A 22,025-nucleotide genomic window follows, 5' to 3' on the forward strand; every position below is an offset into this window, starting at 1 on the left:
TCCTCACTGACAGGTGATGGTGGCGTCGGCGAAGTCGGCGTGGTCGGAGGTGGCGTTGTCCCCGCCGTTGGTCGCGACCAGCCGGACGAACCGGGCGCCCGCGACGGACGCCGTGACCTTCCTGGCGGGCATCGCACCGGTCAGCACGCCGGAGTGCGCGACCCGGCCGCCGTCGGCCCACACCTCGAAGTCGGCCGATCCGGCCTGCCCGACCTCGTCGTCGATGCCGGCCTGGAACTCGACCGTGGTGCAGCGGCCGGCGGCGTAGAACTCGATGTCGGCGGGGGCGTGCGTGCCCAGGCCCTTGGCGTACCGGACGCCCTCGACGGTGATCGGGCGGCCGTCGCCGGCGGCCCGGTCGCCGTTGCTGGTGTCCTTCTCGACCGGGCCGAAGTAGTTCGTGGCCCTGGTCCAGGCCAGGTCGCTCAGGTAGGTGCGGCCGGTGCCCGGCGCCTTGGTCACGATGACGACGGCGACGGCCTGCTGGCCGCCCTGCGTGAAGGCCACCTCGTAGGTGCCGGGCGCGGCGCCCGCGGGCGGGGTGACCGTCCAGGTCACGGTGAACGTCTCGGCGGCGCCGAGCCGGGCGGTCCTGGCCGGTGTGCGGGCCTCGGCGCGCCAGCCGTCCGGCGCGGACGCCTTGACCTCGACGTCCCGCAGCGGGGCGGTGGCCCCGGAGTTCGTGACGCGGGTGACCAGCTCGCCGGGCACGCCGGGCTCCAGCACCGACGGGCGGTCCTCGCCGAGGAAGCGCGGCGGGTCGGCCTCGAACGTCACCAGCGGCGGCGCCTGCTCCCGGCTCTCCGAGACCCGGTAGAGCACCGCCGCGTGCGCCGGGACCTGCGCCGACAGCACGTCCTTCGTCGAGCTGACCGCGCCGGACCACAGCTCCTCGACGCGGTGGCGGGAGCCCGCGCCGAGCCGGGTGGAGATCACCGCCGCCCGGTCGCTCTCGTTGAACAGCGCGATCGCCCGGTCGCCGCCGTCCAGCGGCTTGGCCAGGACGTGGTACCAGCCGTCGGAGGAGACGAGCCGGCCGTGCGCGCCCAGCCGGTCCTGGTCCACCGCGATCACCTTGGGGTTGGCGACGACGGCCGCCGGTGCCTTGGCCGGGTCGGCCTGCAGGACGAGCGGCGCGGCCCCCATGGCCCACAGCGTGAACTGGGCGCGGTACTCGGTCTCGGTCATCCCGCCGCGCCCGGCCTGGATCAGGTCGGGGTCGGCCCAGCTGCCCGGCCCGGCGTACTCGGCTCTGAGCTGGTTGGTCTCCCAGATGTCGACCATGCTGGGGTAGCTGTCGGGGATGGGCCTGTTGTAGACGTTCGTCCGCCAGGTGGTGGCGCCGGCGTCCTTGCCCCACAACCAGGGCACGGTGCTGCCGTCCTCGTTGTTCATGGCGAACACCACGTCGTCGCCCAGGGCCTGGCGCATGCGCGGGTAGAGGGTCTGGGCGATCTGCTGCACGTTCTGGCCGGGGAAGTCGGCCGTGGGGACGTTGCACCAGTCGTACTTGACGTAGTCGGCGCCCCAGGCCTTGAGCTGGGCGGCGTCGGCGGCCTCCTGCTTGTAGGCGCCGGCGCCGCCGCCGGAGCACGCCTTGGTGCCCGCCGACACGCTCAGGCCGAGCTTGAGCCCCTTGGCGTGCAGCTCGTCGGCCAGCGCCTTGACGCCGCCCGGGAAGCGGGCCGGGTCGGGGGCCAGGGCGCCGCCGCTGCGCTGGGCGGCCAGCCAGCAGTCGTCGAGGACGACGTACCGGTAGCCGAGCGGCGCGAGCGGGGCGAGGGCGTCGGCGGCCTGGCGGACGGCCGCCTCGGAGACCGAGCAGCCCAGGGAGCGGCTGCTCCAGCCCATCGGGGGCGCCGCGGCGGTCGCCGCGGTCGCCGTTGAGCCTGGTAAGGGCGCGAAGGGCAGGGTGAGGAGGGCCGCCGCGGCGGCGGCCGTGATCGTGCGCATGGGGATCCCGTCAGGCTGGGTGGAGGCTCGGGTCGCCCGGCTCGACGACGAACGAGCCGGAGGTGTAGGCGGGCGCGTACGGCTCGGTCACCCGGGACAGCGAGCGGAAGTCGACCTTCATCTCCTGCTGGGTGAGCTTGGCGCGGACGTAGCCGCGGCGGCCGTTGAAGAACTTCACGTGCGGGTTCTCGTCGAGCAGGATCTGGGTGTTGGGGTACTCGTCGAAGCCGTTGCCGGCGCTGGTGACCGACGTGGTGACCAGCTCGACCGCGACGGACTTCGACTCGGGGTCCTGGAAGTCGCGCTTGACCTCCCCGGCCCAGTGGGAGTGCACGTCGCCGGTGAGGACGACCGCGTTGCGCCGGTAGTCGTCGATGGCGGCGGTCAGCCGGTTGCGGGAGGCGACGTAGCCGTCCCAGCCCTCGTTGGAGTAGCCCTTGCCCTCGCCGTTGGTCCAGTCCATCTCCATGAGGAAGACCTGCTGGCCGAGCAGGTCCCAGGTGGCCTGGGAGCCCTTGAGCTGCCCGTCGAGCCAGGACTCCTGCTCGCCGCCGAGCATCGTGCGGTTGGGGGCCAGCCGCTCGGCGCAGTCGGCGCCGACCGTGCCGCTCCTGCCGGTGCAGGCGTACAGGTCGCGGTACTGGCGGGTGTCGAGCATGTGCAGGTTGGCGACCGCGCCCCAGCGGATCGTGCGGTAGAGCCGCAGGGCGGGGCCGTCGGGGCGCTGGGCGCGGCGCAGCGGCATGTTCTCGTAGTACGCCTGGAAGGCCGCGGCCCGGCGGGCGAGGAAGGGCGGGTCGGGCTGCTCGGGCACGTCGCCGGCCCAGGCGTTCTCGATGTCGTGGTCGTCCCACACGACCACCCAGGGGGCGATCGCGTGGGCCAGCCGCGACTCGGGGTCGGCCTTGTGCTGGGCGTGCCGCAGCCGGTATCCGGCCAGGTCGAGGCATTCGCCGCCGGCCTGGTCGCGGACGGGGTACTTGTAGTCGCCGTACTCGTAGATGTAGTCGCCGAGGAAGGCGATGAGGTCGGGGTGGTCCTCGGCCATCCGGCGGTAGGGGGTGAACCAGCCGGTCTGGTAGTCGGCGCAGGAGGTGAAGGACAGGTTCAGGGGGCGGGAGCGGGCGCCGGGGGCGGGGGCGGTCAGGGTGCGGCCGACCTCGCTGATCTCGCCCTCGGCGCGGAAGCGGTAGAAGTACTCCGCGCCCGGACGCAGGCCGTCCAGCTCGACGTGCACGCTGTGGGCCGACTCGCGGCGGGCCTGCTCGACGCCCTGGCGCACGACGTGGCGGAAGTTCTCGTCGGAGGCGAGCTGCCAGTGCACCGGCACGACGCGGTCCGGCATGCCGCCGAGCCCGTCGAGCGCGACCGGGTCCATGGCGAGCCGGGTCCAGAGGACGACGCCGTCCGGCGTGGGCTCGCCGGAGGCGACGCCGAGCTGGAACGGGTCGGACAGGGGGCACGCCGGGCCGCCGCGCGCACGGGTGAGGCACCCAGTGCGGCGGCGAGGCCCAGGCTCGCGCCCCCGGCGAACAACGATCGCCGGGTGATCAATGGAGCTCCTACTTGACGGAGGCGTTGCCGGCGGCCACGGCCTGGTCGGCGGCCTGCTGGGGGGTGAGCTTGCCGAGGTACATCTCGTTGAGGATCTGGTTGAGCTTGGTCTCGAAGCCGGTGAAGCCGGTGGTGACCGGCAGCGGGAAGGTCTGGCCCTCCGACTCCTTCTGGAACGGCGAGACGTCGAGCTTCTTGGACTTCCAGTAGTCGACGTAGCCCTGCGACAGCCCGTTGAGCGCGGGGAAGACGTAGCCGCCGTCGGCCATCATCTTCTGCGGCTCCTCGGTGCCGAGCCAGGTGGCCAGCTTCATCGCCTCGGCCGGGTGCGCGCTCTTGGCGGAGACGGCCTCCGACAGGCCGTTGAGGTTCACCGAGCGGCCCTGCGGTCCCTCGGGCATGGGGGCGACGCCGATCTCGAAGTTGGCCTCCGGCGCGACGAACGGCAGCAGCGCGTTGTTCGCCGGGAACATGGCGACCTTCCCGGCCTTGAACATGTCGGTGACCTTGCCGGTGGGCGGGTTGGTCTGGGTGGCCGGCGGCGAGACGTGGTGCTTGTTGACCAGGTCCACGCCGAACTGCAGCCCCTGGACGGAGGCGGCGTCGTTGAAGGTGTAGTTGCCGAAGGGCTTGTCCAGCAGCTTGCCGCCGTTGGAGCTGACCCAGTTCATCCACTGCGTCTGGTAGTGGTTCCAGGAGGCGAAGCCGTACGTGGCGACCTTGGCGGGGTCGAAGCCGGACTCGCCGGGGTGCTTGCCGGCCTCGTCCACGGTGAGCTTGCGGGCCGTGTCGAGCAGAGTGCCGGAGCCGTCGGCCGCCCAGGTGAGCTTGTCCGGCATGGTGACGCCGGCCTTGGCGAACAGGTCCTTGTTGTAGAGCAGGCCGACGATCCCCCAGTCCTTCGGCACGCCGTACAGCTTGCCCTGGTAGGTGAACGAGCCGACCACGGTCTGGTGGTACTTGGAGCCGTCCACCTGGACGGGCGCCAGCACGCCCTTGGTGACGTACTCGGGGAACTGGGTGGGGCTCATCCAGAAGACGTCCGGCGCGGTCCCGGCGACGGCGTCGGCGGTGAGCTTGGTCCAGTACTGGTCGTAGGGCAGCAGTTCTATCTTGACGTCGATGCCCGGGTTGGCCTTCTCGAAGGCGGCCATCACCTTCTCGTAGCCGACCTTCTGCTGGTCGTCCCAGAGCCGGTAGGTGAGCGTGACCTTGCCGGAGTCTCCGGAGCCCGACCCACAGCCGGACAGGATGAGCGTGGCGGCGCAGAGCAGCGCCCCGGCCCAGCGAATCGGGGGGATTGCAACATTCGCTGACCTCTTGTTCGTGTGCTACTTGAGGCCGGTGAGGACCACCGACCGGACGATGTGCCTTTGGAAGAAGACGAAGACGGCCACCATCGGCACGAGCGCGATCAGCCCGCCGGCCATCATCAGGTTGTAGTCGACGCCGATGCCGACCTTGAGGGTGGCGAGCGCCACCGTCATCACCCTGGTCTCGTCGCCGCTGGTGATGATCAGCGGCCAGATGAAGCTGTTCCACGACGAGATCACGGTGATGATCGTCAGGGTGCCGAGCGCCGGGCGGCACAGCGGCAGCAGGATGCGCAGCAGGACGGTCATCGCCCCGGCCCCGTCGATCCGGGCGGCCTCCTCCAGCCCGGCGGGCAGGGACTTGAAGAACTGGCGCATCAGGAAGATGCCGTACGGGGTGCCCAGCACGTACGGGATGAGCAGGCCGTACCAGGTGTTGACCAGGCCGAGCTCGCGCATGATGAGGAACAGGGGGATCATCGTGACCGCGCCCGGCACCATCATGGTGGCGACGTACAGCCAGAACAGGGCCTCCCTGCCCCGGAAGCGCAGCCGCGCGAAGGCGTAGGCGGCGAAGGTGGTGAAGACGAGCTGCCCGAGGGTGAGCACGACCGTCATCAGCAGCGTGTTGAGCACGTACCGGGGGAAGTCGCCGCTCAGCAGCCGGGTCAGGTTCGCGGTGGTCGGCGGCAGGCCGGGCAGCCACGGCTCGGTGGAGCTGAGCTGCGACTGCGTCTTGAAGGCGGTCAGCACGACCAGCAGGTACGGGAAGACGGAGACGAACGCGCCGGCCGCGAGCACGACGTGGAGCAGGGTGCGCTTGATCATGGGGGGCCTCAGCTCAGGTCGTAGGTGGTGCGCTTGCCGAAGAACCTGACCTGCGCCAGCGTCACCAGCAGGATGACCCCGAACAGCAACATCGACAGGGTCGAGGCGTAGCCGAAGTCGAACTGCTTGAACGCCGTCTCGTAGATGCGGAAGTTGAGCACTTCGGTGCTCTGGCTGGGGCCGCCGTTGGTCATGACGTAGACGGTGTCGAACACCTGGAAGGCGCCGATCAGGTTGGTCACCATGACGAAGAACATCGTGGGGTTGAGCAGCGGCAGCGTGATGCGCCAGAACCGCTGGGCGGGGGTGGCGCCGTCGGTGGCGGCGGCGTCGTACAGCTCCTTGGGGATGCCCTGGAGGCCGGCCAGGAAGAACAGCATGGTGTAGCCGGTGTGCTGCCAGACGTTGACCAGCGCGATCGCGGGCAGCGCCCAGGCGGGGTCGGACAGCCAGTCGGGGCCGGTGATGCCGGCCAGGCCGAGCAGGCTGTTGAGCGCGCCGTCGCGCGGGTCGAAGATCCAGTTCCAGACCAGGCCGAGGACGATCGGGGTGGCCATCCACGGGATCAGGTACAACGAGCGGTACAGCCGCAGGCCCTTGACCTTGCGGTCCAGCAGCAGCGCCAGCACCAGGGCCAGCACGGTCTGCAGCGGGATGCACAGGACGACGTACAGGAGGGTGACGCCCAGCGCGTGCCAGGTCTCGCCGTCCGCGGCCAGCCGGCGGTAGTTGTCCAGCCCGGCGAAGGTGGGTTCCGACAGCAGCTCCCAGTTGAAGAAGCTGAGCACCAGGACGATGACGACCGGCAGCAGCAGGAAGGCCACCACCCCGAACAGGCTGGGCCCGACGAACAGGTAGGCGTGCCAGTCGCGGGCGCGCCTGCGCGGCCGCCGCGGGGCCTCCTTGGCGGCGGCCCGGACGGTCTCGGTGATCACGACGGGTCCGTGGCGGTGGGGACCAGCAGGCGGCGGGTGGTCTCCAGCCCCCAGTCGTCGAGGGAGGCGATCGGGTCGCTGGAGCCGCGCAGGCCGCCGGTGCCCTCGATGTGCGCCGCCCACTCCTGCCGGGCCTCCACCTCGGGCCGCGCGATGAGGCAGTCGGGGTCGTTGACCCACCAGCGGGCGTGCAGGAACTCGCGGGCCGCGCCGGTCAGCCGGGCGCCGAGCTGGGAGGGCTGGCTGATGTCGCCCGAGCGGGGGTGCAGGGTGGGCGCGATGTCGGGGCTGACCCGCATGATGTCGACCAGCCCGATGCTGGGCAGCATGGGCGCGCCGCAACCGTGCAGGGTGGCCTCGGGGCCCGCGCCGCGCCGGACGAGCTCCAGCCCGCGCCGGTAGGCCGCGATCGGGTCGAGCTCCTCGTGGCGGCGGCCGGCCAGGGCGCCGGCGTAGAGGTAGTCGAGCTTGAAGTGGGTGACGCCCATGGCGGCGAAGGTGGCGAACACGTGGACCAGGTGCTCGGCCGCGCCGGGGTGGGTGACGTCGAGGACGGCCAGCTCCTGGTTCCACATGCGGCCCGCGTACGCGCCGTCCACCAGCCAGTCGGGGTGCTCGTGGAACAGGCGGCTGTCGTGGCCGACGAGGAAGGGGGCGGTCCAGATGCCGGCGCGGCGGCCGGAGCCGGTGACGGCATCAAGGGCGCGGGGAAGGGAGCCGAAGCCTGGCCTGGGGTCCAGCCAGTCGCCGATGCCGGCCTCGTAGCCGTCGTCGACGAGGAACATGTCGGCGGTCAGGCCGTGCCGGTCGGCCAGCGCCAGGTTCTCCAGGACGTCGGCGTCGGTGACCTTGTCCCAGTAGCCGTACCAGGTGCACCACATGGGCGGGACGGCGGGGAACGTCCTGGGTTCGGCCATGCCGTCCGCCCAGGCGCGCAGGGCCCGGTCGAGGTCGCCCTCGATGCGGTGGTGGCGTACCGGGCCGTCGGCGGAGATGACCAGGCGGTCGCCCTCCCGGCGGGCCCGGACGGAGGGCACCTGGAGCGGTCGGGGCGCGCTCCACAGCTCGACCGCGCCGTCACCGGTCTCGACGGCCAGCAGCCCCTCGCCCTGGAAGACGCCGTCGGGGACGGGCGTCTCGGGCCGGTAGCAGAGGATCTGGATCGTCTCGTCGGCGGGTCTGGGCGGAAGGTGCCCGAGGCCGTAGGCGCCCGTGGGGCTCCACGACTGCCAGCCGTGCTCGAACACCCGGGTCCGGGCCTGGTCGCACCTGATCTCGCCGACGTCAACGAATGACATCAGACCTCATCTCTCTCAACTTACGAAGGAGCGCTTCATTAGTAGCACCGTCGGTTTCCGAGGGTCAACGCCCAATTTGAAGGGGTTCGTAGGTGGTGCGCTGTCGAGCTGGCCCCTGGCATAATCTCTGCTTACAGAGGAGACCTACGTTAAGGACGGCGATGGCGGATCTACGCGGCGGCGACCTGTCACGGCTGCGACAGCTCAACTCGCTGACCGCCATCCGGGCGTTGCGCCGGGCCGGCCCGCTCACCCTGTCGGCGCTGGCCGAGCGCACGGGGTTGTCGCGGCCGTCCATGAAGGAGGTCGCCGGCGAGCTGATGGACCTGGGCTGGGTGGAGGAGGTGCCGCCGAGCCCCGGCTCGATGGGCCGGCCGGCCCGCCGCTACCGCTTCCGCGCCGACAGCGGCTACCTGGTCGGCGTCGACGTGGGCGGCCACAACATCCGCGCCGCCCTGTCCGACCTCGACGGCGAGATCCTGGCCGAGACCCGCCAGCCGGTGTTGCCGGACGCGCCGCTGGAGGACCGCCTGGCCGCGATAGAGCGGGCCGTCTCCGGCTGCCTGACCCTCGGCCGCGTCGAGGTGTCCGACCTGTGGACGATCGCCGTCGGCACCATCGGCATCATCGACATCGAGGGGCGGGTCATCTACTCGGCCGCCGTCCCGTCCTGGCGCGACCTCGACCTGGCGGGCCGGATGCGGGAGATGTTCCCCTGCCAGGTGCTGATCGAGAACGACAGCCGCCTGGCCGCCATGGCCGAGACCCGGCGCGGCGTGGCCCAGGGCGCCAAGGACGTGGTGTTCCTGCACGTCGGCAGGCGTATGGGCGCCGGGCTGATCATCGGCGGCCGGGTCCACCGGGGGTTCGGGGCGGCGGCCGGGGAGATCTCCATGCTGCCCGAGGCCCGCTGGTTCGACGCGCCCGAGCACCTCAACTCGTGCGCGGCCGTCCCCCAGGGCACGCCGCCGGAGGACGCGGCGGGCTACACGCTGGCCGCCGCCAGGAACGGCGACCCGGTCGCGCTGGAGGCCGTCGGGCGCTTTCTCGACGACCTGGCCGTGGGCGCGGCCGCCATGGTGCTCGTCCTCGATCCGCAGGTCGTGGTACTGGGCGGCGGGTTCTCCAGGTCGGCCGACGTGCTGCTCGGGCCGCTGCGCGAACGGCTGGAGCGGCGGTGCATGCGCATGCCGGAGGTGCGGGCGTCCACGCTGGGCGACGAGTGCGTGGTGGCGGGCGCGATCGACTACGCCGTCGACCACCTCGACGAGCAGCTCTTCACCCCCGAGAGCGGCCCGCTCCCCCTCACCCGCTGATTGCAGGATTCCTGCAATCGGTTGTTGCAGAAATAACGACGCCACCAGGCAGAACGCTCGAAGCGTTTGCAGTTTTACCTGGACGTATTGACCTTTCCTCGGCACGAAGCCACTGTTACTGCAACCGGTTGGCACGGCTCGCGCGGCATCCCCCTTCCACTCCTCCACCGAAACGGAGCTGGACGTGCGTAAGAACCAACCCTTGGCGACGAGACCGGCGGTCGTGCTGGCCACCGGCCTGCTCACCGCGGGCGGCCTGGTCGCCGTGCTGAACACGCCCGCCTCGGCGGCCCCGGCCGGCGGGAACTACACGCTGGTCAACGGCGGCAGCGGCCTGTGCGCCACCGTTGCGGAGCAGAGCACCGGCGACGGCGTGCAGCTCGCGCAGAACGCCTGCGCCGAGGCCGCCGGGCAGGTCTTCACCCTCACCGCCGCCGGGAGCGGCTTCCAGGTCAAGGCGGCGCACAGCGGCAAGTGCGCGGGCGTCCGCGACGCCTCCACCAGCGCGGGCAAGCCCGTGCAGCAGGAGACCTGTACGGGCGCCGCCTCCCAGACCTGGCAGCTCACCGCCGCCGGCGGCGCGTACCGGATCGTCAACGCCAACGGCGGGAAGTGCCTCAACGTCAAGGACAACGCCACCGCGCCGGGCGCGCTCCTGCAGCAGAACTCCTGCGACTCGGCCGCCACCAAGCAGTGGACCCTGAAGCCCGCGGGCGGCGGACCCACCACCAGCCCCACCCCGACCCCGACCGTCACGCCCACCGTCCCGCCCGCCGACGCCCTGTACGTCTCCCCGACCGGCAGGGACGGCGCGACCGGCACCCGGTCCGACCCGACGACGCTCACCTCCGCCATCACCCGCGTCGCGGCGGGCGGCACGATCTACCTGCGCGGCGGCACGTACGCCTTCAGCCAGACGGTCACCATCGCCCCGGGGAACGACGGCACCGCCGCGGCCCGCAAGAGGTTGTCGGCCTATCCCGGCGAGACGCCGGTGCTGAACTTCGCCGCCCAGAGCGAGGACCCGGCCAACCGCGGGCTCGCCGTCAACGGCTCGTACTGGCACCTGTACGGCATCACCGTCGAGCGCGCCGGCGACAACGGCATCTTCGTCGGCGGCAGCGGCAACATCATCGAAAGGTCGGTGACCCGGTACAACCGCGACACCGGGCTGCAGCTCTCCCGGATCGCCTCCGACACGCCGCAGAGCCGGTGGCCGTCCGGCAACCTCGTCCTGAGCACGGTCTCGCACGACAACGCCGACTCCGACGGCGAGGACGCCGACGGCTTCGCCGCCAAGCTGACCGTCGGCCCCGGCAACGTCTTCCGGTACGCGGTGTCCCGCAACAACATCGACGACGGCTGGGACCTCTACACCAAGACCGAGACCGGCCCGATCGGCCCGGTCACCATCGAGGACTCCCTGGCCTACGGCAACGGCACGCTCAGCGACGGCGGCCAGGCCGGCAACGGAGACCGCAACGGCTACAAACTGGGCGGCGAGGACATCAAGGTCGACCACGTCTTGCGGCGCAACATCGCCTACCGCAACGGCAAGCACGGCTTCACCTACAACCGCAACCTCGGCACGATGTCGATCACCGGGAACGTCGGCATCGACAACACCGAGCGCAACTTCTCCTTCGACGGCGGCACCTCGGTGTTCCGCGACAACACCTCCTGCCGCTCCGGCAGCGGCGCCAACGACAAGATCGTCGGTGCCGCGGACGCCTCCAACCAGTTCTGGTCCGGCTCGAACGGCTCCCGCTGCTCGGCCTACTCCGGCGCCCTGAACTGGTCCTTCGCCGCGGACGGCCGCCTGGTGGTGACCTTCGGCGGCGTCCCGGTCGTCCCCGCGGGCTGACCGGCGGCCCCCAGGTCCGGGACCCGCGCCAGGGTCCCGGGCCTTCGCGCGCCGGTGGGGTAAACGAGCCGGAAGTGGAAAAGGTGGCCTTGTGAGGGCCTCCCGTCGAGGCCGCTGCTTCCCGTACGAAGAAAGAGCAGACGCCATGCCGTCTTCTGCCCTGCACCGTTCCATTCAGGTCGCCGAGCCCGGCGGCGCCATGGCCCAGGCCCCGGCGCAGACCCGCGAACCGGGCCCCGGCCAGGTGCGGATCACCGTCGAGGCGTGCGGGGTGTGCCACTCCGACGCGCTGATCATCGGCGGCGCGCTCCCGGGCACCGCCTTCCCCGTCACGCCGGGGCACGAGATCGCCGGACGCGTCGACGCGATCGGCGACGGCGTCGCGGGCTGGTCCGTGGGCGACCGGGTGACGGTCGGCTGGTACGGCGGGAGCTGCGGCCACTGCGACGCCTGCCGGGAGGGCGACGGCGTGCTCTGCCCCGAGCTCCGGGTGCCGGGCGCCGCCTACCCGGGCGGGTTCGCCGACTCCGTGGTGGCGCCGGCCGTCGCCCTGGCCGCGATCCCCGACGAGCTGACCGCGGTGCAGGCGGCGCCCCTGGCCTGCGCGGGCGTGACCGTGTTCAACGCGCTGCGGCGCAGCTCGGCGCGGCCGGGCGACACCGTCGCGATCCTCGGGCTGGGCGGCCTCGGCCACCTGGGCGTGCAGTTCGCCGCTCAGATGGGCTTCGAGACGGTCGCGATCGCGCGCGGGAGCGACAAGGAGCCGCTGGCCCGCGAGCTCGGCGCCGCCCACTACATCGACGGCGCCGCGGAAAAGACCGCCGACGTGCTGCTGGCGCGGGGCGGGGCCAAGGTGGTGCTGGCGACGGTGACCAGCTCGGCGGCGATGTCCGGCACGATCGACGGGCTCGGCCGGCGCGGCGAGCTCATCACCGTCGGCATCGACACCGACCCGCTCGCCGTCACTCCCCTGCAGCTGGTCGGGGGCGCCCGGCGGGTCTACGGGCACGCCTCCGGCATCGCCGTGGACACCCAGGACACCATGAGGTTCGCCGCGCAGAGCGGCGTACGGGCCTGGACGGAGGAGGTGCCGCTGGAGGCGGCCGCGACGGCGTACCAGCGGATGTTGTCGGGGCAGGCCCGCTTCCGCATGGTCCTGACCACCGGCAACTGAGCGGGGAGACGGCCATGAGCGAGTCCTACGACCCCCGCCGCACGGCGGTGCTGCTGGTCGATCCGTACAACGACTTCATCTCCGAGGGCGGCAAGGTGTGGCCGCGGCTCGGGCCGGTGGCGCAGGCGATCGGCCTGCTGGACAACCTGCGGGCGGTGATCGCCGCGGCGCGTGGGGCCGGCGTGCGGGTGGTGTTCGTCCCGCACCGCCGCTGGGAGCCGGGCGACTACGAGAGCTGGGCCCATCCGAACCCGACGCAGCACGGCATCCAGGAGCGGCACACCTTCGCCCGCGGCTCGTGGGGCGGGGAGTTCCATCCCGACCTCCAGCCGCAGGAGGACGACGTCGTCGCCGCCGAGCACTGGGCGCAGAGCGGGTTCGCCAACACCGACCTGGACCTCCAGCTGCGGCAGCGCGGCGTCACGCACGTGGTGGCCGTGGGCGTGCTGGCCAACACGTGCGTCGAGTCCACCGGGCGGTTCGCCATGGAGCTGGGCTACCACGTGACGCTGGTGCGCGACGCGACCGCCGCGTACCTGCCGGAGATGTTGCACGCCGCGCACGAGCTCAACGGCCCCACCTTCGCCCACGCCATCCTGACCACGGAGGAACTGGTCGCGGCCTTCTCACGGGGCTGACCCGGCCGGGTCAGTGGCTCGGGCGGGGCGGGTGGCCGTCCAGTAGGACCGGGTCATCTCGGCGGCCAGGCCGGCCACGACGAGCCCGATGATCCCGTGGTACCAGCGCCAGCCGACGCCGAGGCCGACGAACCCGTCGAGGACCATGATGCCCGCGCCCCCGCCGAGCGCCGCCAGCATCACCGCCAGCACGGCGAGCATCGCGGCCCGCGGCAGCCGGCGGCCCGCGGCGGTGACGGTGGCCAGGGCGACACAGGCCGCCAGCACCCCGGAGGCCGCCGCGAACCCCTGCGCGAGTGACGGGTCCAGGAAGTAGCCCGCGGCCTCGGCCGCCGGCACGGGCGGCCCGCCCGGGAAACCGAGCCTGCCCTGGACGGCGAAGGCGGCCTTGCCCGCCGCGTACCCGAGCATCAGCGCCGCCAGCCCGTATGCCGGCCAGCGCCGCGGGCGATGAGAGTCGACCATGCCCGCAACGCTAGGGACCGCCCGGCGCACGCTCCTCCCCACCGCGCGCGAGCCCCCTCCCCCGTCAGGGGGATCCCCCACCTTCCGCGTCGGCGAGGGGCCTGTCTCACAGCCGAGAGCGCCCCGCCATTCGATAGCCGGAATTCATGCCATTCTTCTTCCGGAAATTCGGGGCTATCGTTTCGCCATCTCATGGATTCAATGTCCGGACATATCCGTTTCCGGCGTTAATTCATTCCTATGGAGGTGGCTTCATGCCCGCAAGGCTGTGGAGAATGGCGGGCGCGCTCGCGCTCACAGTGCCGCTCGCAGTGCCGCTCACAGTGGCCACACCGGCCGTGGCGAGCGCGGCGGACCCGCCGTCGGTGGTGATCGACTCCGCCGGGCCCGCTCCCGGCCTGGTACGCCTGACCGGCCGCTTCACCGCCGCCTACGACGTGTCGGTCGTGGTGGACGGCGAGCGCGTGGACCGGGCCGAGGTCACCGACCCCGACGCCGACGACAGCGGAACCTGGTCCTACGACCTCGACACCAGCGCCCTGGACGGCGAGATCGAGGTCTACGCCAAGGCCACGGCCGCCGACACCCGCTACGGCGCCTGGTCGCCGCCGCTGACCCTGCGCGTGGACAACCCGCAGGCCAGGGCCCCGCGCGTGTCGATCGCCGAGCCCGCCGACGGGGCCCGGCTCACGCGTCCCACGCCGGTCCGGGTGAACGTGACCGGCACGGACGTGCGCTCGGTCCGGGTCCGCGTCAACGGCGGCCCCTGGCAGCCCGCCGCCGGCGCGCGAGGGCGCTACGTCACGCTGCTGAACCCGGCCGGGTACGGCGACGTGATGGCGAGCCTGGAGGCGGAGGCGGTCGACGCGCGCGGCCACGTGTCCAGGTCGTCCACCACGTACGTGGCGCTCGGCGCGGCGAGCAGGCGGGCCCCGGTGCCGCACCGGCAGCACCGGGCGATGTGGATCTGGGAGAAGGCGTCCTACAACCTGGTGCTCAACCCGGGGTCGCGCCGCCTGCTGGAGACCGTCCTGCCCGCCGGATCGACGCTCTACCTGGGCGTGGACACCTACGCCGGGCGCGACATGCTCGAGGACGCCCGTCCCGGGCTGCGTGACCTGGTGGCCTGGGCGCACGGCCGGGGCATGAAGGTGCACGCCACCGTCGCCGGCGGGACGCGGCCGCCGTACCTGGGGGCGCTGTCCCGCTACCGCGAGCGGGCCGTCGGGGAGATGGAACGGGTGCTCGACTACAACCTGTCCTCGAAGCCGGCGGAGCGCTTCGACGGGATCAACGTCGACATCGAGCCGTACAGCCTGCCCTGGTTCACCAGCGGCAAGCCCGACGTGCAGATCCAGTGGCTGGACACGCTGCGCGCGATGATCGCCCGTCGGGACGCCTCCGGGCAGCCGCTGCTGTTCGGCCCGGCCGTGCCGCGCTGGCTGGACACCTCGGCCTGCTGCACCGGCATCACGTACGGCGGGACCACCCGCACCATGGCCGAGCACGTCCAGGACCTCAGCGACTACATCGCGATCATGGACTACCGCGATCAGGCGGACGGCGGCGCCGGCATCATCGCGCAGGCGGCCGGCGAGCTGGCCTACGCCGAGCGGATCGGCAAGCCGCTGTCGGTGGTGGTCGGCGTGGAGACGCTGGACATCGCGACCAGCGGCGACCCCGCCGCCATCACCTTCCGAGAGGAGGGCAGGGACGCGCTGGAGGCCGAGCTGGCCAAGGTCTCCGGGACGTTCGCGGGCAGCCCGGCCTTCGCCGGGATCGCGCTGCACCACTACGACTCCTACCGGGAGCTGCCCACGGTCTGGGGCCCCTCGGCCAGATGGCCCGAGCCGCCCGCCGACTCCGGGCCGCCCACGGGCGTGGCCTCGCCGCCGCGGGCCGTGGCGTTCGGCCACGCCACGGTGGACCTGACGTACGGGCGGGCACGCGACGACACCGAGGTCGCCCACTACGAGGTGCACCGCTCGACCGAGCCGGGCTTCACCCCCGGCCCCGGCACGCTCGCCGGGAAGGCGCGCGGCCTCACCCACACCGACACCGGCCTGCTGCCCGGCACCGCCTACCACTACCGGATCGTGCCGGTGGACGTGGCCGGTCACCGCGGCCCGCCCTCCGCCCCGGTCACCGTGACGACCGGCGCGAGCGGCCTGCGGCCCATGGTCGTGCAGTCGATGGCGGTGACGGTGGAGGGCGGCGCGGCCCGCGTCCGGCTGCGCGTGGTGGACAAGGAGAGCGGGCAGCCGGTGGCCGCCACGGTGCGCGGGCGCTTCACCTTCTCCGCCGGCCGCTACGTGACGGTGACCGCGGGCCCCGACGGCTGGGCCACCGCGACGTCGGAGGCGCTGAAGCTGCCGACCGGCGAGGTCGGTTTCGCCGGTCACCGCCTGACCGCCGCGGGCCACTACTGGGCCGCCGCCTACGACCGCGACAAGGACGTCACGGCCCGCTGGTGACCCCAAAAGGAGGGAATTCATTCCTAATATGTCGCGAATAACGGAGTGAATTTAGGGTTGACATTACTTTGGAATGACGAGAAGAATCCCGTTATGGAGCCACCTGAAGGAATGAATTCCCTCCCCAGGGGAAGGCGATTCCGCACCCTCGCGGCGCGCCTGCGGCAGGAGATCGTGCAGGGCCGCTGGCCGGTCGGCGGGCGGCTGCCGACCGAGTCCGAGCTGGCGCAGACCTACTCGGTCGGGGTCAACACCGTGCGCCGCGCGGTCGACCTCCTGGTCGAGGAGGGGCTCGTCCGGCGCCGGCAGGGGTCGGGCACCTTCGTGACCAGCTCCGTCACTCCGGGGGCCAGGCCGCGTCTCATCGGCGCGCTCGTCCCGTCGAACACCTACTACTTCCCGCAGGTCGTGCAGGGCATCGAGCGGGCGGCCACCGCCGCCGGCGTGCAGCTCGTGCTGGCCTGCTCCAACTACGACCCCGACGTCGAGGCCGGGCAGATCCAGCAGCTCGTCGACGTCGGCGTGGCCGGTCTGCTGCTGGTGCCCAACCTGCACCTCGCCGCCGACCCCGACGCCCACCTGGCCCGCCTGCGCGGGCTGCCCGTGCCGTACGTCCTGGTGGAACGCCGGCCGGCCGACCCCCGCCCGGCCGACCCGACCTCCTACGTCTGCACCGACGTGCACGGCGGCGGCTACGCGGCGGTGCAGCACCTGAGCGGCCTCGGCCGCAGCCGGATCGGCTATCTCGGCCGGGTCGGCACCGCCAGCTCCGAGCAGGTCTTCGCGGGATACCGCCAGGCCGTCGCCGACCTCGGGCTTCCGGAGATCCCGGAGGCCGTGGCCAGGCAGCCCGTCTGGACCGGCCCCGACATGCTGGCCTACGCCAACACGCTGGTCGCCGAGAAGGTGCGCGCGGTGGTGTGCCTCGGCGACCGCGAGGCCACCGCGCTGCTGCCCTACCTGCGCCGGGTCGGCCTGACCGTGCCCGACGACATCGCCGTCGTCGCCTACGACGACGAGGTCGCCGACCTGTCGGAGGTGCCGCTCACCGCGGTCTCGCCGCCCAAGGCCGAGGTCGGCCGCATGGCGACCGAGCTGCTGCTGCGCCGGATCGAGCTCGGCCCCGCCGCCCCGGTCTGCCGGGTCGTGCTGCAGCCCCGCCTGGCCGTCCGCGCCTCCTGCGGAGCCGCCTCCGGCAGCCTGGTCGAGGTCCGCGTCCCGACGTGACGGCGGCGTCCCCCTCACCCCCTTCCCCCCTCTTCGTTCCTGTTGGAGGACCCAATGAGAGTGCGCGTGCTCGCCGCTGCCGCGGTGGCCGTCCTCACCGTGGCCGGCACGGCGTCGTGCGGCGGCCCGGCCGACGACTCCGGGGCGGTCACCCTGAAGCTCGGCTTCTACGCCGCCGCGGGCGACCCGGCCGACACGACCATGCGGGAGCTCGTCAAGGAGTTCACGGCCGCCAACCCGTCGATCAAGGTGCAGCTCGAGGTCGCGCCGTACGTCAAGTTCTTCGAGCGGCTCAGGACGCAGATCGCCGGCGGCCAGGCGCCCCAGGTGTGGCTGTCGGACGGCGTGCTCGTGCAGGAGTTCGCCGCCCGCGGCGCGCTCGCCGACCTGAGCGACCGGGTCAAGACCGTCAACGCCGCCGACTTCTCCGGCATCGAGCTGAACCGCGACGCCCAGGGCCGGGTCTTCGGCTTCCCCAGGGCGCCCAGACCCCGGTGCTCTTCTACAACAAGAAGCTGTTCGCCGAGGCCAAGGTGGCCGAGCCGACGGCCGGGTGGACCTACGACGACCTGGCCGCCGCCGCCAAGAAGCTCACCAAGGACGCCAACGGCGACGGCAAGCCCGACACCTACGGCTTCCGCGCGTACTCGCCGGGGTTCACCGAGAGCTGGTGGCCCATCGTCAAGGCGTTCGGCGGCGACGTCGTCACCGACGGGGGCCGCAAGGTCGTCGTCGACAGCCCGCAGTCCACGGCCGCGCTCGACTGGATGCTGCGCGCCATGGGCAAGGACGGCTTCGCCCCCGACTACGTGACCACCGAGGCCATGGGCAAGGGCGTCGTGCACACGCTGTTCGCGACCGGCCGGGTCGCCATGTCGTACGGCATCTACGCCCGGACCCTGCCCGCGGTGAGCGCGGGCGTCGACTTCGGCGTGGCGCCGCTGCCCAAGGGCCCGGCCGGGCGCGGCAACGTCGCGATCGTCAACTCGTGGGTGGTCGGCAAGGGCGCCTCCCCCGCACAGGCCGACGCGGCGTGGAAGTGGATCACCTTCTTCTCCGGCGAGGGCCCGCAGCGCAAGTGGGCCGAGCTGGGCGAGGCCATCCCGATCAACAAGAAGGTGGCCGCCACCGCCCTGCCCGCCGACCGCGGCCCGGTCTTCCTGGACTCGCTCGACGCGGCCACCGACCTCGGCACCAACGCCGTGTGGTCGGAGTACACCGAGGCCCTGGCCAAGCGCATGAACGAGGCGCTGTCGGGCGCCACGCCGGTCGCCACCGCGCTGCAGACCGGGCAGAAGGAGGCCCAGGAGGTCATCGACCGCTTCTACGCCGGGAAGACGCAGTGACGGTGCTCACCAGGCGCTCCGGGCAGGTGGCCGCCGAGCCGCGGCCGCCCGCCCGGCGGCGGCGCGCGGGCGAGCGGGCCTGGGCCTTCGCGTTCGCCTCGCCCTACCTCCTCCACCTGGTCGCGCTGGCCGCCTGGCCGCTGCTGGCCTCGCTGTTCTTCAGCATGACCGAGTACGACCTGATGTCGGCGCCGAGGTTCGTCGGGTTCGGCAACTTCACCCGTCTGTTCGGCGACCCGGTCTTCTGGCGCACGCTGGGCAACACCGCCTACTTCGCGGTGCTGTTCGTGCCGGCGCAGACGGCGCTGGCCCTGGCCCTGGCGGTCGCGCTCAACCAGCGGCTGCGCGGCATGGCGCTGTTCCGCGCGGCCTACTTCGTGCCGGTGGTCTCCTCGTGGGTGGTCGTCGCCTACGTGGCCGACGCCGTCTTCAACCCGCAGACCGGCATCGCCAACCAGGTGCTCGGGTTTCTCGGGCTGCCGGCCGAGAACTGGTTGCAGGATCCCGCGCTGGTGATCCCCACGCTGGCGGCGGTCGCGGTCTGGAAGGGCGTCGGCTACATGACGGTGCTCTTCCTGGCGGGCCTGCAGGCCATCCCCGAGGAGCGCTACGAGGCGGCCAAGATCGACGGCGCGTCGGCCTGGAACCGGTTCCGCTACATCACCCTGCCGGGCATCTCCGGCACCACGTTCCTGGTGCTGGTGCTCACCTCCATCGAGACGCTGCAGTCGTTCGAGCAGGTCTTCGTGATGACCGACGGCGGGCCGCACGGCGCGAGCGAGCTGACCGTGCTCTACCTCTACCGGCAGGGTTTCCAGTTCTTCCAGATGGGCTACGCCTCGGCCGTGGCGTGGGTGCTGTTCGTGCTGGTGCTCGCGCTGACCCTGGTGCAGTTCCGGCTCCAGCGCAGGTGGGTGCACTATGCGTAAGACCGTCTCGTACGTGCTGGTGCTGGCGGGGGCGGCGGTCATGTTGCTGCCCTTCGTCGCGGCGCTGGGCAACTCGCTCAAGAGCTTCGCCCAGTACATCCAGGTGCCGCCCGCGTGGATCCCTGACCCGGTCCAGTGGGACAACTACGCCGAGGTGTGGCGGCGCACGCCGTTCGGGCTCTACCTGGTCAACAGCCTGCTGATCGCGGTGCTCGCGGTGGCAGGGAACGTGCTGACCAGCGCCATGGTCGGGCACGCCCTGGCCAGGATGCGGCTGCCGGGCAAGCAGGCGCTGCTGACGATGGCCCTGGGCACGATGATGTTGCCGACCGTCATCACGATCGTCCCGAACTTCCTGCTGTTCCGCTCGCTGGGCTGGCTGGACTCGATGTTGCCGCTCATCGTGCCGTACTGGCTGGCCACGCCGATCGGGATCTTCCTGATGCGGCAGACGTTCCTCGGCATCCCCAAGGACTTCGAGGAGGCGGCGGGCCTCGACGGGGCCAACCCCTGGCAGGTGTTCTGGCGCATCCACCTGCCGCTGGCCAAGCCCGCCCTGGCCACGCTCGCGGTCTTCACCTTCACCACCTCGTGGAAGGCCGTGCTGGAGCCCACGATCTACCTCACCTCGCCGGAGAACTACACGCTGCCGGTCGGCGTGCTGAGCCTGAAGGGGCAGTTCGTCGGCAACGACCAGCTCGTGACGGCCGCGGCGATGATGAGCCTGCTGCCGATGCTGGTCGTGTTCGTGCTGGCCCAGCGTTACTTCGTCCGCGGAACCATGTCCGCGGGTCTCAAGGGCTGACCAGAGCCCATCCCGATCCGGAAAGGAAATCGTGACCACAACATCCGGGCTGCGCCTGGGCGTCATCGGCGCGGGCACCATCGCGGAGTTCCACGTGGCCGCCGCCCGCCAGAGCGCCGGGCAGGTGAAGGTCGCCGCGGTGTGCGACGTCCGGGCCGAGGCGGCCGAGAAGCTGGCCGCCGAGGCCGGCGCCCGCGTCTTCACCGACCACCGGGCGATGCTCGACGCCGGCGGCCTCGACGCGGCCGTGATCACCGTGCCGCACGCGCTGCACGCCCCGATCACCCTCGACGCCGCCGCGGCCGGGCTGCACGTGCTCGTGGAGAAGCCGATCGCCACCACGCGCGAGGACGCCGTCCGCATGATCGAGGCGTGCCGGGCGGCCGGCGTCGTGTTCGCCGTCGGGCACGTGCTGCGCTTCGTCCCGATGCTGCGCGCGGCGGCCGGGTTCCTCGCCTCGGGCGAGCTCGGCCAGGTCGTGGTGGCCGCCGAACGGCGCACCGCCGACTACGCCGACCCCACGCGCCCCCGCTGGTTCCTGGACGCCGACATGGCCGGCGGCGGCATCGTGCTCAACGTCGGCACGCACAGCATCGACAAGCTCCAGATGCTGGTCGGCTCGCCGATCGTGGAGGTCACCGCGCACGTCGCCGGGCCCGCCGGCGGGTCGGTGGAGACCGAGGCGGTCGCCCTGGCCCGGCACGCCGACGGCACCCGTTCGACGCTCTCGGTCACCGGCACCGGCCTGCCGTTCACCGACGAGGCGGAGATCGTCTGTGGCGAGGGCGCGCTGCGCATCAGCCGCGGCGAGGGCGTCTGGTCCTTCCGTGGCGGCGTCGCCACGCAGGTCGCCGCGCCCGGCATCGGCGAGATGGCCACCGCGTTCGCCGCGCAGCTCGCCGACTTCGCGCGCGCCTGCGCCGGCCGGACCGCCCCCGAGGTGAGTGCCGAGTACGCCCTGTCGGTCCTCGACGTCGCCCTGGCCGTCTACGAGTCCGCCCGCCGGGGTTCCACCGTCACAGTGAAGGGACAACCATGAACCCGCTCGCGTTCAGCACGCTCGGCATGCCGGGCGCACCGGCCGAGGAGGTCGTCGCCACCGCCGCCCGGTACGGCTGCGCCGCCGTCGAGCTGCGCTGCGCCGAAGGTGAGATCGTCGCGCCGGACACCCCCGACGCCGAGCTGCGCTCGATCGCCCGGACGTTCGCCGCCGCCGGGATCGGGATCGTGGCCGTGTGCTCCTACACCCGCGTGGCCCGGCCGGACGGCGACCCGGTGGCCGAGGTGCTGCGCCACGTCGAGATCGCCGAAGCGCTCGGCTCGCCGTACGTGCGGGTCTTCGGCGGGGTCGAAGGGCAGGACGACCCGGCCGCCGCCGCGACTCGGAGGCTCGCGGACGTGGCCGGGCGGCTGCCGGACAACGGCGTGGACGTGCTGCTGGAGACGCACGACGTGTTCCTGACGGGCCAGGCGGTCGCCGGCGTGCTGGCCGGGGTCGGCTCGCCGCGCGTCGGCGCGCTGTGGGACGTGGTCAACCCGTGGCGGGCCGGCGAGAGCGCCGCGGCCGCCGCGGACGCGCTGGGGCCGTACCTGCGGCACGTGCAGATCAAGGACGCGGCCTCGACCGCCGACCTCACGCCGGTGCTGCCGGGCAAGGGCGCGGTGGGCGTGCCCGGCGTGCTGGCCGAGCTGGACCGGATCGGCTACGCGGGCTTCCTGGCGCTGGAGTGGGAACGCGCCTGGTACCCCGACGCGGCGCCCGTCGGCGAGGCCCTGGCCGCCTTCCGAACGGTGCTGGGACGGTGATCCCCCTGATCGCCGCGGCCGGCGTCGCCGGGCGGACGGCCGATCACCTCCCCCTGCCGGACCGGATGGGCGTGGCCTGCCGGCGACCCGAAGGAGCCCC

18 protein-coding genes and 1 pseudogene are annotated in these 22,025 nt (G+C 72.3%); 12 read left to right on the forward strand and 7 right to left on the reverse strand.

Annotated features, from left to right (window positions below):
* Window positions 1-3 precede the first annotated feature (3 nt).
* The 6 genes from ACNF49_RS36715 to ACNF49_RS36740 form a co-directional block, all read right to left on the reverse strand.
* Window positions 4-1,953 carry an NPCBM/NEW2 domain-containing protein gene (locus tag ACNF49_RS36715; RefSeq protein ID WP_498703285.1) on the reverse strand — a complete coding sequence of 650 codons (1,950 nt, stop codon included), beginning with the start codon at window positions 1,951-1,953 and terminating at the stop codon, window positions 4-6.
* A gap of 10 nt (window positions 1,954-1,963) precedes the next feature.
* The gene (locus tag ACNF49_RS36720; protein WP_498703867.1) at window positions 1,964-3,508 is read right to left on the reverse strand and encodes an alkaline phosphatase D family protein; all 1,545 of its coding nucleotides are present in this window, start codon (window positions 3,506-3,508) and stop codon (window positions 1,964-1,966) included.
* A 7-nt stretch (window positions 3,509-3,515) separates the two neighbouring features.
* A complete protein-coding gene (locus ACNF49_RS36725) occupies window positions 3,516-4,664 on the reverse strand; it encodes an ABC transporter substrate-binding protein (protein ID WP_498703286.1) in 1,149 nt (382 codons plus the stop codon).
* 174 nt (window positions 4,665-4,838) lie between these two features.
* Window positions 4,839-5,648 carry a carbohydrate ABC transporter permease gene (locus ACNF49_RS36730; protein WP_352353992.1) on the reverse strand — a complete coding sequence of 270 codons (810 nt, stop codon included), beginning with the start codon at window positions 5,646-5,648 and terminating at the stop codon, window positions 4,839-4,841.
* An 8-nt stretch (window positions 5,649-5,656) separates the two neighbouring features.
* Window positions 5,657-6,583 (reverse strand): carbohydrate ABC transporter permease, encoded by a 927-nt coding sequence (locus ACNF49_RS36735; protein ID WP_357968734.1) that lies wholly within the window; start codon window positions 6,581-6,583, stop codon window positions 5,657-5,659.
* Window positions 6,580-7,881: a glycoside hydrolase family 36 protein gene (locus ACNF49_RS36740; RefSeq protein ID WP_482940459.1), complete on the reverse strand. Its 1,302-nt coding sequence runs from the start codon at window positions 7,879-7,881 to the stop codon at window positions 6,580-6,582. Before ACNF49_RS36740 ends, ACNF49_RS36735 begins: the two co-directional genes overlap by 4 nt.
* Before the next feature lie 161 nt (window positions 7,882-8,042).
* On the opposite strand from ACNF49_RS36740, the gene ACNF49_RS36745 reads away from it, so the two are divergent.
* From ACNF49_RS36745 to ACNF49_RS36760, 4 genes are all read left to right on the forward strand, one after another.
* Complete coding sequence (locus ACNF49_RS36745; protein WP_357968729.1) at window positions 8,043-9,197, forward strand: ROK family transcriptional regulator; 1,155 nt, start codon at window positions 8,043-8,045, stop codon at window positions 9,195-9,197.
* 184 nt (window positions 9,198-9,381) lie between these two features.
* On the forward strand, window positions 9,382-11,061 hold the full coding sequence (locus ACNF49_RS36750; RefSeq protein WP_482940460.1) for an RICIN domain-containing protein: 1,680 nt from the start codon (window positions 9,382-9,384) through the stop codon (window positions 11,059-11,061).
* Window positions 11,062-11,206: 145 nt separating this feature from the next.
* On the forward strand, window positions 11,207-12,235 hold the full coding sequence (locus ACNF49_RS36755; RefSeq protein ID WP_482940461.1) for an alcohol dehydrogenase catalytic domain-containing protein: 1,029 nt from the start codon (window positions 11,207-11,209) through the stop codon (window positions 12,233-12,235).
* 14 nt (window positions 12,236-12,249) lie between these two features.
* A complete protein-coding gene (locus ACNF49_RS36760) occupies window positions 12,250-12,873 on the forward strand; it encodes a cysteine hydrolase family protein (protein ID WP_357968721.1) in 624 nt (207 codons plus the stop codon).
* Here the strand turns inward: ACNF49_RS36760 and ACNF49_RS36765 are convergent.
* Window positions 12,862-13,338, reverse strand: coding sequence for a hypothetical protein (locus ACNF49_RS36765; protein ID WP_482940462.1), 477 nt, complete (start codon window positions 13,336-13,338; stop codon window positions 12,862-12,864). The two genes, ACNF49_RS36760 and ACNF49_RS36765, sit on opposite strands and share 12 nt — an antisense overlap.
* Before the next feature lie 254 nt (window positions 13,339-13,592).
* Here ACNF49_RS36765 and ACNF49_RS36770 point away from each other — a divergent pair, with 254 nt between their 5' ends.
* The 8 genes and pseudogenes from ACNF49_RS36770 to ACNF49_RS36805 all read left to right on the forward strand — a co-directional run bounded on the left by ACNF49_RS36770 (window position 13,593) and on the right by ACNF49_RS36805 (window position 21,925).
* Window positions 13,593-15,812 carry a glycoside hydrolase family 18 protein gene (locus ACNF49_RS36770; RefSeq protein WP_482940463.1) on the forward strand — a complete coding sequence of 740 codons (2,220 nt, stop codon included), beginning with the start codon at window positions 13,593-13,595 and terminating at the stop codon, window positions 15,810-15,812.
* Window positions 15,813-15,923: 111 nt separating this feature from the next.
* The gene (locus ACNF49_RS36775; protein WP_482940464.1) at window positions 15,924-17,039 is read left to right on the forward strand and encodes a GntR family transcriptional regulator; all 1,116 of its coding nucleotides are present in this window, start codon (window positions 15,924-15,926) and stop codon (window positions 17,037-17,039) included.
* 201 nt (window positions 17,040-17,240) lie between these two features.
* Window positions 17,241-17,411 (forward strand): annotated as a pseudogene (locus ACNF49_RS36780) (extracellular solute-binding protein); the annotation flags it as partial.
* Window positions 17,369-18,385 (forward strand): extracellular solute-binding protein, encoded by a 1,017-nt coding sequence (locus tag ACNF49_RS36785; protein WP_498703287.1) that lies wholly within the window; start codon window positions 17,369-17,371, stop codon window positions 18,383-18,385. The pseudogene ACNF49_RS36780 and the gene ACNF49_RS36785, both read left to right, overlap by 43 nt.
* Window positions 18,382-19,314: a carbohydrate ABC transporter permease gene (locus tag ACNF49_RS36790; protein ID WP_357968707.1), complete on the forward strand. Its 933-nt coding sequence runs from the start codon at window positions 18,382-18,384 to the stop codon at window positions 19,312-19,314. Before ACNF49_RS36785 ends, ACNF49_RS36790 begins: the two co-directional genes overlap by 4 nt.
* The gene (locus ACNF49_RS36795; RefSeq protein WP_357968704.1) at window positions 19,307-20,119 is read left to right on the forward strand and encodes a carbohydrate ABC transporter permease; all 813 of its coding nucleotides are present in this window, start codon (window positions 19,307-19,309) and stop codon (window positions 20,117-20,119) included. Before ACNF49_RS36790 ends, ACNF49_RS36795 begins: the two co-directional genes overlap by 8 nt.
* A 31-nt stretch (window positions 20,120-20,150) precedes the next feature.
* On the forward strand, window positions 20,151-21,158 hold the full coding sequence (locus ACNF49_RS36800; protein ID WP_482940466.1) for a Gfo/Idh/MocA family protein: 1,008 nt from the start codon (window positions 20,151-20,153) through the stop codon (window positions 21,156-21,158).
* Window positions 21,155-21,925, forward strand: a complete 771-nt coding sequence (locus ACNF49_RS36805) for a sugar phosphate isomerase/epimerase family protein (RefSeq protein WP_482940467.1) — start codon at window positions 21,155-21,157, stop codon at window positions 21,923-21,925. The genes ACNF49_RS36800 and ACNF49_RS36805 overlap by 4 nt, the downstream gene beginning before the upstream one ends.
* Window positions 21,926-22,025 lie beyond the last annotated feature (100 nt).

This window comes from Actinomadura sp. ATCC 39365 (genome assembly GCF_054392275.1).

Coding starts and splice junctions, on each gene's coding strand:
- ACNF49_RS36715 (WP_498703285.1), bottom strand. CDS start 1,953: ATGCGCACGATCACGGCCGCCGCCGCGGCGGCCCTCCTCACCCTGCCC.
- ACNF49_RS36765 (WP_482940462.1), bottom strand. CDS start 13,338: ATGGTCGACTCTCATCGCCCGCGGCGCTGGCCGGCATACGGGCTGGCG.
- ACNF49_RS36775 (WP_482940464.1), top strand. CDS start 15,924: ATGAATTCCCTCCCCAGGGGAAGGCGATTCCGCACCCTCGCGGCGCGC.
- ACNF49_RS36745 (WP_357968729.1), top strand. CDS start 8,043: ATGGCGGATCTACGCGGCGGCGACCTGTCACGGCTGCGACAGCTCAAC.
- ACNF49_RS36760 (WP_357968721.1), top strand. CDS start 12,250: ATGAGCGAGTCCTACGACCCCCGCCGCACGGCGGTGCTGCTGGTCGAT.
- ACNF49_RS36795 (WP_357968704.1), top strand. CDS start 19,307: ATGCGTAAGACCGTCTCGTACGTGCTGGTGCTGGCGGGGGCGGCGGTC.
- ACNF49_RS36770 (WP_482940463.1), top strand. CDS start 13,593: ATGCCCGCAAGGCTGTGGAGAATGGCGGGCGCGCTCGCGCTCACAGTG.
- ACNF49_RS36755 (WP_482940461.1), top strand. CDS start 11,207: ATGCCGTCTTCTGCCCTGCACCGTTCCATTCAGGTCGCCGAGCCCGGC.
- ACNF49_RS36740 (WP_482940459.1), bottom strand. CDS start 7,881: ATGTCATTCGTTGACGTCGGCGAGATCAGGTGCGACCAGGCCCGGACC.
- ACNF49_RS36730 (WP_352353992.1), bottom strand. CDS start 5,648: ATGATCAAGCGCACCCTGCTCCACGTCGTGCTCGCGGCCGGCGCGTTC.
- ACNF49_RS36805 (WP_482940467.1), top strand. CDS start 21,155: ATGAACCCGCTCGCGTTCAGCACGCTCGGCATGCCGGGCGCACCGGCC.